The 13,443-nt window shown below is 72.6% G+C and carries 15 protein-coding genes and 1 tRNA gene; 10 read left to right on the top strand and 6 right to left on the bottom strand.

The features are described 5' to 3' along the window. Positions 1 to 44 precede the first annotated feature (44 nt). The 3 genes from AC162C_RS09735 to AC162C_RS09725 are packed head-to-tail and all read left to right on the top strand — an operon-like array spanning position 45 to position 2,800. Positions 45 to 1,157 carry a 4Fe-4S dicluster domain-containing protein gene (locus AC162C_RS09735; RefSeq protein WP_484097382.1) on the top strand — a complete coding sequence of 371 codons (1,113 nt, stop codon included), beginning with the start codon at positions 45 to 47 and terminating at the stop codon, positions 1,155 to 1,157. 9 nt (positions 1,158 to 1,166) lie between these two features. Further along, the gene (locus AC162C_RS09730) at positions 1,167 to 2,057 is read left to right on the top strand and encodes an ethylbenzene dehydrogenase-related protein (protein ID WP_484097372.1); all 891 of its coding nucleotides are present in this window, start codon (positions 1,167 to 1,169) and stop codon (positions 2,055 to 2,057) included. Next, positions 2,054 to 2,800: a TorD/DmsD family molecular chaperone gene (locus AC162C_RS09725; protein WP_484097371.1), complete on the top strand. Its 747-nt coding sequence runs from the start codon at positions 2,054 to 2,056 to the stop codon at positions 2,798 to 2,800. Before AC162C_RS09730 ends, AC162C_RS09725 begins: the two co-directional genes overlap by 4 nt. A gap of 81 nt (positions 2,801 to 2,881) precedes the next feature. On the opposite strand, the gene AC162C_RS09720 is transcribed toward AC162C_RS09725, so the two are convergent. Next, on the bottom strand, positions 2,882 to 3,283 hold the full coding sequence (locus tag AC162C_RS09720; protein ID WP_462974236.1) for a CBS domain-containing protein: 402 nt from the start codon (positions 3,281 to 3,283) through the stop codon (positions 2,882 to 2,884). A gap of 13 nt (positions 3,284 to 3,296) precedes the next feature. Beyond that, positions 3,297 to 4,583, bottom strand: a complete 1,287-nt coding sequence (locus AC162C_RS09715) for a Glu/Leu/Phe/Val family dehydrogenase (RefSeq protein WP_484097370.1) — start codon at positions 4,581 to 4,583, stop codon at positions 3,297 to 3,299. 106 nt (positions 4,584 to 4,689) lie between these two features. Here AC162C_RS09715 and AC162C_RS09710 point away from each other — a divergent pair. Beyond that, positions 4,690 to 4,775, top strand: a tRNA-Leu gene (locus AC162C_RS09710). A gap of 186 nt (positions 4,776 to 4,961) precedes the next feature. Here the strand turns inward: AC162C_RS09710 and AC162C_RS09705 are convergent. Continuing rightward, positions 4,962 to 5,591 carry a hypothetical protein gene (locus AC162C_RS09705; RefSeq protein ID WP_484097369.1) on the bottom strand — a complete coding sequence of 210 codons (630 nt, stop codon included), beginning with the start codon at positions 5,589 to 5,591 and terminating at the stop codon, positions 4,962 to 4,964. A 292-nt stretch (positions 5,592 to 5,883) separates the two neighbouring features. On the opposite strand from AC162C_RS09705, the gene trxA reads away from it, so the two are divergent. Both trxA and AC162C_RS09695 read left to right on the top strand, forming a co-directional pair. After that, positions 5,884 to 6,213: a thioredoxin gene (trxA, locus tag AC162C_RS09700; RefSeq protein ID WP_484097368.1), complete on the top strand. Its 330-nt coding sequence runs from the start codon at positions 5,884 to 5,886 to the stop codon at positions 6,211 to 6,213. Position 6,214: 1 nt separating this feature from the next. After that, positions 6,215 to 6,607: a DUF302 domain-containing protein gene (locus AC162C_RS09695; RefSeq protein ID WP_484097367.1), complete on the top strand. Its 393-nt coding sequence runs from the start codon at positions 6,215 to 6,217 to the stop codon at positions 6,605 to 6,607. Positions 6,608 to 6,635: 28 nt separating this feature from the next. On the opposite strand, the gene AC162C_RS09690 is transcribed toward AC162C_RS09695, so the two are convergent. Next, positions 6,636 to 7,298 carry a DUF3105 domain-containing protein gene (locus tag AC162C_RS09690; RefSeq protein WP_484097366.1) on the bottom strand — a complete coding sequence of 221 codons (663 nt, stop codon included), beginning with the start codon at positions 7,296 to 7,298 and terminating at the stop codon, positions 6,636 to 6,638. A gap of 62 nt (positions 7,299 to 7,360) precedes the next feature. On the opposite strand from AC162C_RS09690, the gene AC162C_RS09685 reads away from it, so the two are divergent. The 4 genes from AC162C_RS09685 to AC162C_RS09670 all read left to right on the top strand — a co-directional run bounded on the left by AC162C_RS09685 (position 7,361) and on the right by AC162C_RS09670 (position 12,023). Next, entirely contained in the window at positions 7,361 to 8,611 is a 1,251-nt protein-coding gene (locus AC162C_RS09685) for a DNA recombination protein RmuC (protein WP_484097365.1), read from the top strand. Positions 8,612 to 8,704: 93 nt separating this feature from the next. Next, complete coding sequence (gene trxB, locus AC162C_RS09680) at positions 8,705 to 9,688, top strand: thioredoxin-disulfide reductase (protein WP_484097364.1); 984 nt, start codon at positions 8,705 to 8,707, stop codon at positions 9,686 to 9,688. A 42-nt stretch (positions 9,689 to 9,730) separates the two neighbouring features. Continuing rightward, a complete protein-coding gene (locus AC162C_RS09675) occupies positions 9,731 to 10,624 on the top strand; it encodes a magnesium transporter CorA family protein (RefSeq protein WP_484097363.1) in 894 nt (297 codons plus the stop codon). Between the two features lie 34 nt (positions 10,625 to 10,658). Next, positions 10,659 to 12,023, top strand: coding sequence for a hypothetical protein (locus AC162C_RS09670; protein ID WP_484097362.1), 1,365 nt, complete (start codon positions 10,659 to 10,661; stop codon positions 12,021 to 12,023). A gap of 47 nt (positions 12,024 to 12,070) precedes the next feature. Here the strand turns inward: AC162C_RS09670 and nth are convergent, their stop codons facing one another. Both nth and AC162C_RS09660 read right to left on the bottom strand, forming a co-directional pair. Next, the gene (nth, locus tag AC162C_RS09665; RefSeq protein WP_484097361.1) at positions 12,071 to 12,742 is read right to left on the bottom strand and encodes an endonuclease III; all 672 of its coding nucleotides are present in this window, start codon (positions 12,740 to 12,742) and stop codon (positions 12,071 to 12,073) included. Next, positions 12,732 to 13,442 (bottom strand): metallophosphoesterase family protein, encoded by a 711-nt coding sequence (locus AC162C_RS09660; RefSeq protein WP_462974226.1) that lies wholly within the window; start codon positions 13,440 to 13,442, stop codon positions 12,732 to 12,734. The genes nth and AC162C_RS09660 overlap by 11 nt, the downstream gene beginning before the upstream one ends. Position 13,443 lies beyond the last annotated feature (1 nt).

The following is a 13,443-nucleotide window of genomic DNA, read 5'->3' as shown; positions in this document are numbered from 1 at the left end:
CCAAGCAGCGGGTCAAGGTGACGAACTGGCAGCTCGGGCGCGAGATGGACTACTGGTACCCGGAGTCCAGGCCGAGGCGCCAGTTCACGATGATCATGGACACGAACAAGTGCATCGCCTGCCAGAGCTGCACGATCGCCTGCAAGGGCACCTGGACGTGGGGCAAGGGCCAGGAGTACATGCTCTGGAACAACATCGAGACGAAGCCGTTCGGCTACTACCCGACGGGCTGGGACGTCAACGTGCTCGACCTCCTCGGCCGTCAGGAGTGGAACGGGGACACCTACGCGGGCGAGACGCTGTTCGAGGCCGCGCCCCCGGGCGAGTACGTGCTCGGCTGGGCGCCCGAGGAGGCGGACTGGAACCACCCGAACATCGGCGAGGACGAGCCCACGGGGTCGGCCGACGACACGCCGTACATCGAGGACACCCCCCACTCGATGATGTGGATGTACTACCTGCAGCGGATCTGCAACCACTGCACGTATCCCGCCTGCGTCGCCGCCTGCCCGCGGGACGCGATCTACAAGCGCCCCGAGGACGGCGTCGTCCTCGTCGACCAGGAGCGGTGCCGCGGCTACCAGGAGTGCCTCACCGCCTGCCCGTACAAGAAGACGATGTTCAACCTCGAGACGCGCGTCTCGGAGAAGTGCATCGGCTGCTACCCGAAGCTCGAGCAGGGGCTGCAGACGCAGTGCACGACGGCGTGCATCGGCCGGCTGCGCCTCACGAACTACCTCTCGCGGCCGGAGGACGCCGACCCCCGGAAACCCGCCGACTTCCTGGTGCACGTGAAGAAGATCGCGCTGCCCCTGTACCCGCAGCTCGGGCTCGAGCCGAACGTCTACTACATCCCGCCCGTCCACGTCCCGGTGCCGCATCTGACGCAGCTGTTCGGGCCCGGCGTCGAGCGTGCGATCGCGCTCTATCGCCGCGCGAAGGACGACCCCGAGCTGCTCGGCCTCCTGATGCTCTTCGGCTCGACCGAGCGGATCTTCGAGACCTTCGACGTGAAGGACGGCGTAGCGCGCGGCTACGACGAGAGCGGGGCCGAGATCGTCGCGGTGCCGCTGCGCGAGCCCGCGTTCGTGCGCCCCTTCGAGTTCGCGACCACGGCCGCCGGCGAGCCGGCGACCGGCTACCGCCACAACACGTGAGGTGACCCGATGGCCGAGGGCATGACACGCAGGGACGCACTCGTCGCCGCCGGCGCCGTCGGCGCGGTCGGTGCCGGAGCGGTGGGTGTCGCAGGAGTGCTCGGAGCGTTCACGAGCGAGGCTCCGCCCGACACCGCCCTGGTCGCCGCCTACGTGCCCGACGTGCTGCCGCAGGACGACCCCGGGTCGGCCATGTGGAGCGAGGCGGCCGAGACGGTCGTGCCGCTCGTGCCGCAACGCCTCGCACCGCCCTACCTGGAGTACGCGGGAGTCGCGGAGCTCCGCGCCTGGGCACTGCACAACGGGACCGACGTCGCGTTCCGCCTGACCTGGGCCGACGACTCCGTCGACGACCTCGACGGGGTGCGGCGCTACCACGACGCCGTCGCCGTGATGCTGCCGACCGCCCCCGGCGACCCGCCGCCGATCACCATGGGCGAGCCCGGCAAGCCCGTGCACATCCTCCAGTGGCGCGCGACGTGGCAACGGGACCTCGCGGGCAAGAGCGGCGTCGACCAGATCTACCCGCGGGTCGTGCACGACGTGATGCCCGACGACGTGCTCCCCCCCGAGACCGCCGAGCTGTACTGGGTGGGACGGGCGGCGGGCAACCCCCTCTCGCAGGTCGAGCGTACGACCCCGATCGAGCAGATGGTCGCCGAGGGGTTCGGCACCACGACGCACCTCCCGCAGGTGACGGCCCAGGGACGGGGCGTGCACGACGACTCGTCGTGGAGCGTGACGATCGGCTTCCCCACGGCGCGGGACGCGATCGGCGCGGAGCTCGAGCCGGCGCAGCAGTGGTTCGTCGCCTTCGCCGTCTGGCTCGGCGACCAGGAGAACCGCGGGGGACGGAAGCACTACGCGACCTGGATCCCGTTCTCGCTGGAGCTGCCGTGAGCACCGCCCCGGCCGCCGTCGGCGTCGACAGCGTCGCCCTCCTGCGCCTGCTCTCGCTGGGGCTGGCGACGCCGACACCGGCGACGATGGAGGAGATCGCCGCGCTCGCGGGCGCGCTGGCCGGCAGGCCCGGCGCGCCGACCGAGCTCGGGGCGCTGTGCGAGGCGGCGGCGTCCACGCCGCTGGACGAGCTCGTCGCCGCCCACGAGCGGCTGTTCGCCGGCGACGTCGTGATCCCGCCCTACGAGGGGAGCTACGAGCTCGATCCCTTCCGGCAGACGCGCCAGATGGCCGACGTCGCGGGCTTCTACCGCGCGTTCGGCGCGGAGGCCGACGGCCCGGCCGTCGAGCGCGTCGACCACGCCGGGACGGAGCTCGAGTTCCTCGCCTTCCTGGCGCTGCGCAGGATCGAGGCGACGGAGGCCGGGCGCGAGGAGGAGGCGACGCGCTGTGCCGAGATCGAGGCGGCGTTCCTCAGCGACCACGCAGGGCGCTGGCTGCCCGTGTTCTTCGCCGGGCTCGCCGATCGGGCGCCGGGCACCTTCCACCACCTCCTGGGCAGGGTCGGCGCCGAGGTCGTCGCCGCGGAGGTCGCGGCACGCGGCCTCGAGGTGGAGCGCGTCCCCGCGGATCGCCGTCCGTTGACGGCGGTCGAGGTGGACGAAATCGAGTGCGGCGCAGCCGGGCAGGCCGACCCGATCGCGCTCGTCGAGCCGCACGCGCGCAGGCGCCGGCGGCCGTAGCCCGACCGGCTCGGCGGCTGGTCGATCGCGGGGCACCCCGCTCGCGACTCCGCGACCGCCGCGGCCGGGAGCCGCGAGGCACTACTCGTCGTCGATGCGGTCCTCGTCCTCGGCGAGCCGGCGCTTGAGGACGGCGCGCGAGACGACGCCGATCAGCCTGCCGTCCTCGACGACGGGGACGCGCTCGGCGTCCTGCTCCTCGAGGAAGCGGAACGCCTCCTCGAGCGGGACGTCGGGGCCGATCGTGTAGTGCGGGGCCTCGGCGATGTCGGCGAGCCGCGTCTCGCCGGGCGACCGCCCGGTCGCGACGACCGCGGCGACGAGCGTCTTGCGCGTGACCACGCCGACGAGCTCGCCCCGCTCGCCGACGACGTACACGGCGCGCACCTCGCGCGGCACGAGCACCTCCCCCGCCTCCTGCGCGGACGCGGCCGCGGGAAGCGACCGCGGCTCCGTGATCATCGCATCGCGAACCCTGTCCATCGGCCCCGGCAGGTTACGGGTAGAGCCCGCGCGCGTCGAGGGCCGCGCCGACCTCGCGGATGCCCGCGACGAGCGCCGCCGTCCGCAGCGAGATCCCCTTCTCGCCCCCGATCTCCCAGACGCGGTCGAACGCGTCGTTCAGCTTCTCGGCCAGCTTGGCGCGGATCTCGTCGCGTCCCCAGAACAGGCGCCCGAGGTCCTGCACCCACTCGAAGTACGAGACGGTGACACCGCCAGCGTTCGTGAGGATGTCCGGGAGCACCGGGATCCCGCGTTCGCGGAGCACGGCGTCGGCCTCGAGCGAGGTGGGGCCGTTCGCACCCTCGGCGATCATGCGGCAGCGGAGCCGATGCGCGTTGTCGCCGTGGATCTGGTCCTCGCGGGCCGCCAGCACGAGGATGTCGCAGTCGAGCTCGAGGAGCTCCTCGTTCGAGATCCGCGTGCCGACCTCCCAGCCCTCGAGCGACCGGTGCTCCAGCGCGTACTGGCTCATCGTCGGGATGTCGAGCCCGGCCGGATCCCAGACCCCGCCGGAGTGGTCGGCGACGCCGATGACGAGGGCGCCACGGTCGACGAGCTCCTGCGCGGCGATCCCGCCGACGTTGCCGAAGCCCTGCACGACGCAGCGCTGCTCGGAGAGGCGCCAACCCAGCCGCTCGCACGCTCGCGCGATCACCATCACGACGCCGGCGCCCGTCGCCTCGTGCCGGAAGACCGAGCCGCCGATCGAGATCGGCTTACCGGTCACGATCTCGGGCACGGCGTGCCCGCGCTGCATCGAGTACGTGTCCATCATCCACGCCATCGTCTGCTCGTTCGTGGCCATGTCGGGTGCCGGAATGTCCTCCTGCGGGCCGATGAACGGCAGCAGCTCGGAGGTGAAGCGACGCGTCAGGCGCTCGAGCTCCGAACGCGACATCGCCCGCGGGTCGCAGCGCACCCCGCCCTTGGCGCCGCCGTAGGGGAGCCGCAGGAGCGCGCACTTCCACGTCATCCACACGGCGAGGGCCGCGCACTCCCCGAGCGAGACGTGCGGGTCGTAGCGCACCCCGCCCTTCGTCGGCCCGAGCACGCTCGAGTGCTGCACGCGGTAGCCCGGGAAGACGGCGCGCTGGCCGCTGTCGAGCCGCACGGGGCAGCCGACGATCACGGAGCGCTCCGGGTAGCGCAGCCGCTCGGCCACGCCGTCGGCGACGTCGGCGTAGGGCACCGCCTGGTCGAACTGGGCCACGGCGGTGCGGTAGAGGGGCGTGTCGAACTCGAGGTGTGCGTACGAGGGTACGTGCTCGGTGCTCGCCATCGAGGGCCGCAGTGTACCGAGGCGCTCGACTGGATCGACGCCGGGCTCGCCGGAGGCGCCTGCGCGACCGCGACGCACGCGCCGGCGCTCTAGACTCGCGGCACCGGCCGGGGTGGCGGAACGGGTAGACGCGGCCGCCTTAAAAGCGGCTGTCCCTCACGGGACATCTGGGTTCGAGCCCCAGCCCCGGCACTGACGAGACCCGCGTCGCCACCGCGCGTGCGGCCTCCCTACTCCTGGATCGGCAGCAGGAGGCCCTGTACCTGGAAGCGCACGCCAGGGCTCCGTCGCCCCTCGCCGACGCAGGTCCGGGAGCTGCGGGTGATCGAGATGCGGGGATGAGGAGCCGTTGCCCGCGTCCGCCGCTCTTGTGGGCTGTCAGGCGCGCCGAACGAGCATCAGGATCGACACGACGAGCAGCCACAGGAGCCACGCAAAGAGCCCGAAGAACACGATCGTCGCCGCCGAGAGCACGCCGACGATCGCACCGAGCCATCCGAGCCAGGTCGGGACGGCTCCGGCTCGGAGCGCCGCCACGGATGCCGCGAGCGCCATCACCGCGAAGCAGATACCCGCACCGCCGAGCGTGACCCAGCCGATGTCGTCGATCAGCAGGTAGGCGTTGGCTGCCGCCGTCGGATCTGCATCGCCGGGGAAGTCGACGAGCGGTGCCGCCCAGATCGTGACGGCGACGAACAGCAGCAGCGCAAATCCGGTGCCACCCGCCAGGACGAGCGCGGGAGCAGTCTGCGACTGCCAGCGACGGGCGCGTGCGTAGAGGCCCGAGACGAACCAGAGCAGCAGCGGCAGCGCGACGAGCCCCATCACACCCTGCAGCGTCACGTCGGTCTCGTGGTCGGCCGCGTATGCGATCACCTCTTCCGGGGTCTCGCCCGTGTCTCCGCTGGTTGCGAGGAAGACAGCGACGAACGCCACGACCGCCACCAGTCCCCCGAGCGGCGACCACCGCTCGCTCCAGCCTCGCTCCACGGAGTGCGTCTCCGACATCGGGGAGGACTCTCTCACGCGCAACCGCATCGAGCAAGCCTGCTCCAGGGAAACGCGCTCAGAGGCTCACGGAAGCGCCACGGTCGACCACGTCTCGATTTCCCTCTTCGCAACGAACGGCACTGAACGGGGGCGGCTCGTGACGCGGCCGCTGTGGCCTGTCTCCGTCCGCTGCTCCGTCGGAGGCGCCGATCTCGCGTGTCGTCTCCGCACTCTTCGACCGGGGTCGGGAATACTCTCACAACTAACTCGTTGTATAGTTGTGAATGTCATCCGACGAAGGAGTCATGCCGTGAAGCCGATCCATGTCACCGCCGACACGTTCCCGACCGAGGTGCGCGACTCGGACGTCCCCGTCCTCGTCGACTTCTGGGCCGCGTGGTGCCCACCGTGCCGCGTGATCTCCCCGATCCTCGACGAGCTCGCGGAGCGTCACGACGGCCGCATCAAGGTCGCGAAGGTCGACGTCGACGCGCATCCCGAGCTCGCCGCCGAGTACCGCGTCTCCGGGATCCCCACGCTCGTCCTCGTCGAGAACGGCGAGGCGACGCGGACGCTCGTCGGCGCACGCCCGCTCGCCGTGCTGGAACGGGAGCTCGGCCTCGTCGAGCAGGCGGCCTGACGTGCACGCCACCGGCTACGCGCTCACGCGCGACGTCGACGCGCCGTTCTCGGAGGTCGTGGAACGCATCCGCGCCGCACTCGCCGACGAGGGCTTCGGCGTCCTCACCTTGATCGACGTCCAGTCGACGCTGAAGGAGAAGCTGGACGCGGAGCTCGAGCCCTACGTCATCCTCGGCGCGTGCAACCCCCACCTCGCCCGGCGTGGGCTCGAGCTCGAGCCCGACCTCGGCGTGCTCCTTCCGTGCAACGTCGTCGTCCGGGCAGGGGACGGGACGACGCACGTCGCCGCGATGGAGCCGATGGCCGCGCTCGCGCTCGCCGACAACGCCGACCTCGAGCCGCTCGCACGCGAGGCTCGCGAGCGCGTCGCCCGGGCGGTCGCGCAGGCCTGAGCGGGCCCGGCGGGCCGATTCCCGCGCCCTAGGGTCGTCCGGGCAGCATCGCGTCGGCGGGGAAGCGCTCCGGGCCACGGAACTGGAACGCGTCGAAGAACGCCGAGAAGGCCGCCTCGTCGAACGTCCTGCACGTCGCGAGGTACGCCGTCCCCTCGCCCCCGGTGACCGTCCACGCGCCCAGCGCGATCTCGTTGTCGAGCTTCGGGTACGGCGCGAGCAACGTCCCCGCCCTGTAGTCGTCGTAGAAGCGCCGCACCTCCGCGACGGTCTCCTCGGGGACGTCCTTCCCGTACTGGACGAAGACGGCGCCGTGCTCGAGGTTGTGCACGAGCCGCGCCTGGTCGAGCGGCTCCGTATAGGCACCGTAGATCGCCGTCTCCGAGGAGTGCGGGCCACTCGTCGGCGGATCGGTGTTCCACTCGTCGGAGGTGTCACCGGGCCCGAGCGTGTGCTGGTTGAACGGCAGCGCCTCCACCTCCTGCATGCTGCAGCCGGCGGTGGTCATCGCCGTCCTCACCTCGTCGGCGGCGATCGCGTCCTCCCCCTGGGTGACGACGTAGAGCCCGACGAGCCCGACGAGCACGGCGACGCCCGCGATCGCCGCGGCGGCGAGGCGCCGGTCGAACGCGAGGCCGGTCGGCTCGTTCGTCGGCTTCCGCTTGGCTCTTGGACGCGGCTTCGGGGGCATCGGGAAAATGGTAGCTGGGAGTGCGGCGCCATCCGCCTGGAGCGCTACGGTCAGGGGTCCTCGTGACGGTCGCAGCGCTCGTCATCGGCCTCCTCCTCGGCGCCACCGGCGCGTGGCTCGCGCTGCGCGCGCGGCTCACCGACCGCGAGGCGATCCGCGCCGAGCGCGACACCGCCGCCGAGCGCGTGATCGGGCTGGAACGCGAGCTCGCCGCGACGTCGGCCCGACTCGACGCGTCGGAGGAGTCGCTCGAGACGCGCGTCCGGGACGCGATCAGGAGCGCCTCGTCCGAGGCCTACGCACAGACGAACGCGTCGTTCCTCGAGCTGGCGGGGACGAAGCTCGGCGAGACCGTGGCCCCGCTCGCCCAGTCGCTCGAGCGGATGCAGACGCAGGTCCAGGAGCTCGACCGTGCACGGGCGCAGGCCTACGGCGCGCTGACGCGGCAGATCGGCGACCTCGGAGAGCGCACGCAGGCGCTCACGACCGCCCTGCGCACCCCCCACGTGCGCGGCCGCTGGGGCGAGATGCAGCTGAAGCGCGTCGTCGAGCTCGCCGGGATGCTGCCGTACTGCGACTTCGCGGAGCAGGTGTCGGCGACGACGGACGAGGGGCGACTCCGACCGGACGTGATCGTCCACCTTCCGGGCGGCAAGCAGGTCGTGGTCGACGCGAAGGTGCCGCTGGCCTCGTACCTCGACGCGCTCGAGGCGTCCGACGAGGACGTGCGCGCGCAGAAGCTCGCCGACCACGCCCGGCAGGTTCGCGAGCACCTCCAGAAGCTCGGCGCGAAGCAGTACTGGGCGCAGTTCGCCGACAGCCCCGAGTACGTCGTCATGTTCCTCCCCGACGAGGGCTTCTTCCGCGCGGCGTGGGAGCACGACCGCGAGCTCGTCGAGCTCGGCGTGCGCGCTCGCGTGCACATCGCCTCGCCGACGACGCTGATCGTCCTCCTCCAGGCGATCGCACACGGCTGGCAGCAGGAGAAGATCGCCGAGGACGCCCGCACCGTGCACCAGCTCGGCCGTGAGCTCTACGAGCGCCTCACCGTCACCGGGTCGCACCTGGCGAAGCTCGGAGGCTCGCTCGACCGCGCCGTGGGCGCGTACAACGAGACGGTCGGCTCGCTGGAACGGCGGGTGCTCCCAACCGCACGCAAGCTCGGCGAGGCGAGCCTCTCCGACAAGCAGCTCCCGGCGCTGGACGCGCTCGCCGGCCGCTCGGCCCCGCTTCGGGCCGCGGAGCTCGCCGATCCCCCGGCCGACGACCAGAGCCGCCTCGGCGTGCTCCCGCGCGGCGCAGACGCCGCCTAGGAGCGAGGAACAACGCACGGGGGGCGGGTCGTTGACTACCGTGGAGGCGGATTCGAGACGGGACCGGACGAGCGCCGGGCGCAGCCTGGAACGATGGAGACGAAGGAGCAGGGAACCGTGGACGAGACTCGTGACGTGATCATCATCGGCGGCGGGCCCGCCGGGTACACCGCCGCGCTCTACGCCGCCCGCGCGAACATGCAGCCGCTCGTGATCGAAGGCTTCAACTGGGGTGGCCAGCTGATGATCACCAGCGACGTCGAGAACTACCCCGGCTACCCGGACGGCGAGCTCGGGCCGACGATGATGCAGGACTTCCGCCGACAGGCGGAGCGCTTCGGCGCGGAGTTCGTCACCGACGACGTCACACGTGTCGACTTCTCGGAGCGTCCGTTCCGGGTCTGGGTCGACCGGGACGAGTACCGCGCGGAGACGGTGATCGTCGCGACCGGCGCGAGCGCCCGGCAGCTCGGGCTGGAGTCCGAGCAGCGACTCCAGGGCCGCGGCGTCTCGTACTGCGCGACGTGCGACGCCGCGTTCTTCCGCGACAAGGTCGTGACGGTCGTGGGAGGCGGCGACAGCGCGCTCGAGGAGGCGCTCTTCATCACGCGTTTCGCGAGCGCCGTACACGTCGTGCACCGCCGGCAGGAGTTCCGGGCCTCCCCGATCATGGTCGACCGGGCGCGCCAGAACGAGAAGATCGAGTTCGTCCTCGACAGCGTCGTCGAGGAGGTCCTGGGCGACGAGAAGGTGACCGGGGTGCGCGTGCGCAACGTCGTCACGGGCGACACCACGAACCTCCCCACCGACGGCTTCTTCGTCGCGATCGGCCACGACCCGAACACGGCGCTCTTCCTCGACTGGCTCGACCACGAGGAGGACAGCGGCTACCTCGTCACCGAGCCGCGCTCGACGGCGACGAACGTCCCCGGCGTCTTCGCGGCCGGCGACGTCCAGGACCACACGTACCGCCAGGCGATCACGGCCGCCGGCTCGGGATGCATGGCCGCCCTCGACGCGGAGCGGTTCCTCAGCGAGCAACGGCACGTCGCCGCGAGCGCGCCGCAGCCGGTCTAGGCCGATCCCGGTCCGGCCGGGGCGCGCGGTACGCTCGGGCCCGTGGCCGTCCCCTGGATCGATCTCGTCGATCCGACCGCGGACGAGATCGACGACGCGCTCGACGTCCCGGTCGATCCCGGCATCCTCGACGTGCTCTTCGCGCCTCCCGGTCGCGCCGTCCGCGCCTCCGTCGAGCGCCACGGCGACGCCATCGTCGCGGTGCTCACGGTGCCGACCCCGGCACCCGACGGTCTCGAGGTCGCGTACCTCGAGCTGGACGTCGTCGCGACGCGCGGCGCTGTCCTGACGGTCCGGAAGACGGGCCCGGACGGGGAGCTCGTCGGCGTGCCCGAGGCACTGGCGAGGCACGAGGCCCGCACGTCCGGAGAGCTCGTCCACCTCGTCATCGACGACGTCTGCGACCGCTTCCTCGATCTCGTCGACGTCCTCTTCGGCGCGATCGACGAGCTCGAGGACGAGGTCGACTCGCTGCCGGGGTCGACCGTGCGCCGACGGCTCGCCGACCTGCGGCACGAGCTCCTCGAGGCACGCCGGGCGGCGAGTGCGACACGGGCGATCGTGCGCCGCATCATCGACGGCCGCGCCGAGGTCAGCGGCATGCCGCTCTTCAGCGGCGCGCTCGAGCACCGCTTCGTCGACGCGTACGAGACGCTCGTGCGGACGACCGAGGAGCTCGACATCGCCCGTGACCTCCTCTCGAGCGTCCGCGACTACTACCAGGCGAAGATCGCCGAGAACCAGAACGAGGTCGGCAAGAAGCTGACGGTGGTCGCGTCCATCGTGCTCGTGCCCGGCCTGATCGTCGGCTTCTACGGTCAGAACTTCGAGGCGCAGTTCGACGACCCGTACTGGAACATCGGGACGGCGGTCGCGCTGATCGCGGTCACGACGGTCGTCCAGCTCGTGTTCTACCGCTGGCGCCGCTGGATCTGAGGATCACGGCCACCCCGCCCGCTACGCTCACCGCGTGGCCGAGGATGTCGCCGCCGCGACCTCGCTCCCGTCGCAGCCCACGCGCGCTTCGCTGACCGGCCACCGCGTCGCGCTCGCCGCGGCCGTCGCCGTCGTACCCGCCGTGGCCGTCGCCGTCGCGCTCGCCGCCCGTCGACCGCTCTCGGTGGACGAGGCTGCGGTCGTGGCCGCGGTCGGGGGCGATCTCCGCGAGTCGCTCGGCACGGCCCTCGAGAGCGAGCCGGGCCAGACGGCGCTCCGCGCATTCCTCTCCCCGCTCGTCGCGGCGGACGCACCGGACTGGGCGCTCCGACTGCCGTCGCTCGCGGCCGCCCTCGCCGCCGGGGCGCTGGTGCTGCAGGCAGGGTCGGTGATCGCGAGCCGACTCGCGGGCGTCGTGGCGGGGACGCTGCTCACGCTGTCCGTGATCGCCTCCGAGGCGGCTTTCGAGACGAGCCCCCACGCGGTCGGCGTGCTGGCCGCCGCGCTCTCGACCTCTCTCTTCGTCTCGGCGATGACATGGCGGAGGGCGCCGCTCTGGGTCGCGTGGGCGCTCGTCGCGGCGCTCGCGCCGCTCGCGCACCCCGCGTGCGCGGGCGTCGTCGTCGCCCAGGTGCTCGCCCTCGCCGTCGCCGGTAGAACGCTGCCACGCGTCGCGATGGTCGTCGCACCCGTCGCCGCGGTTGTCGCCGGGCTCTTCGCCGCCGCCGCCGCCGTCGAGCGCTCCGCCGCCGACGGGCCCGGAGACGAGTCGGCCGAGGCCCTGGCGGTGGGGGCGGCGCGGGCGATCGGCTGGAGCGCCGTCGCCCTCGCGCTCGCCGTGCTCGGCGTGGTCGCCCTGGTGCGGAGCGGCTCGCGCTGGCAGGCGACGCTGCTGGTCGGCCTCGTCGCCGGGCCGCTGCTCGCGATCGCGCTCGGCGCCGCGCTGCTCCCCGTCCACGTCGCCGCGGCCGCGGTGATCGCGGCCCCCGGGGTCGCCCTGGCCGCCGGCGTCGGCGTCTCGACGATCGGCGACACACGTGTGGCAGCCGCCGCGTGCGCACTCGCGGCCGCCGCCTCCCTCGCGGCGATCGCGGTCTCGGCGACGCGGGCGTCCGACGCGGACTGGCGGGAAGCCTCGCGATGGGTGGAGCAGCAGCGCGGTGCGCGCGAGACGGTCGTCGTCGTGCCGCCGCGGGCGCGCGAGGCCTTCCGCCACTACGCGCCCGATGCGCCCTTCGCCGCGGTCGGGCGCGGCGACGGCGTGTGGGTCGCGGTCCGTTCGACCCCTGGTGGCGCGGTGATCGCGGGCCGGCGCGTGGTCGCGACGCCGCGCTACGCCCTCCTCGAGCAGCGGTCGTTCGGCGACGGCCTCGTCGTCGAGCACTGGGTGCGACCCTAGGGCGAGACGCTCCCTCGCGGCCCGCGCCGACGGAGCAGAGCCACGCCTCAGGCGCGCGCAGACGGACAGAGGTCGGCCAGCACGCACACGTCGCATCGGGGGCGGCGTGCGTCGCAGACGCGCCGTCCGTGCCAGATCATGAGATGCGGGAAGCGGTGCCAGTCGGCGGCGGGCACGATTCTCACGAGGTCGCGCTCGATCTTCACGGGATCGTCCTCCCGCGTCAGGCCGAGCCGCTGCGACAGACGGCGCACGTGGGTGTCGACGACGATGCCCTGCGGCGCGCCGAGCTCCGCGGCGACGACGTTCGCCGTCTTCCGGGCCACGCCCGGCAGGCGCAGCAGGTCACCGAGCTCGCGGGGCACCTGCCCGTCGAAGTCCTCGATCAGCATGCGCATCGAGCCGCGGATCGCCTTCGCCTTCTGGCGGTAGAAGCCCGTCTCGTAGATGTCGCGCTCGAGCTCCTCCTGCGGCACGGCGAGGTAGTCCTCGGGCCGCCGGTACTTCCGGAAGAGGCGCTCCGTGACCCGGTTCACGGTGACGTCGGTCGTCTGCGCCGAGAGCATCACGGACACGAGGAGCTCGACGTCGGTCCGGAAGCGGAGCGCGATCCGCGCGTCGGCGTGCTCCGCCGCCAGCCGGTCGAGGATCGGACCGACGCGGTCGCGGCGGCGGCCGAGCCCGCGCCGACGTGCCTCCACGACGTAGCTACGCGCCACGCCGCGCCTCGTGGAACGCCGTTGCCTCGTCCGGGTCGGGGGGGTCGAGGAGCCAGCCGATCAGCTCGTCGCGGATCGGCGACCCGGCGGCCCGGATGCGGCGGACTGCGGCGTCGACGTCGACCTCCGTCCGGCGCAGCTCGACGTCCGGCCCGAGCACGGCCCAGAACGCCCCCCTCCTGCCCTCGTACGGCATGCCGACGCTGCCGGGATTGACGAGACGCAGCCCGCCGATCGTCCGGTCGAACTGAACGTGCGTGTGCCCGACGACCGCGACCCGAGCGGTGACTCCGGCGAAGGCGGTCGCGACCTCGCCGTCCGGGGTGACGCGCGTGACGATCTCCTCGTCGGAGCGCGGTGTCGCGTGGCAGAAGAGCACGGAGCCGAGGGCGTCCACGGGGAGCTCGAGCGTCGACGGCCACTCGGCGACGGCCGCCAGGCGCTCCTCGCCGAGACGGTCGGCGCACCACGCACCGAGGTGCCCGTCGCCGCGCTCGAGCACGAGCCGGTCCGCATTGCCCTGCAGCACGTGCACGGACGGCATCGCGGCGAGCAGGTCGAACGTCTCTGCCGGAAACGGCCCCGAGACCACGTCGCCGCCCACGACGATCGCGTCGACTCGCTCCCGGGCGACGTCCGCGAGCACTGCCTCGAGCGCGGGCAGGTTGCCGTGGAGATCGTTGAGGACGGCGACGCGCACG

It is taken from the genome of Gaiella sp. (assembly GCF_057140465.1).
Note: the sequence above shows the minus strand (reverse complement) of the source record. Positions and strands in the feature narration are given on the sequence as shown.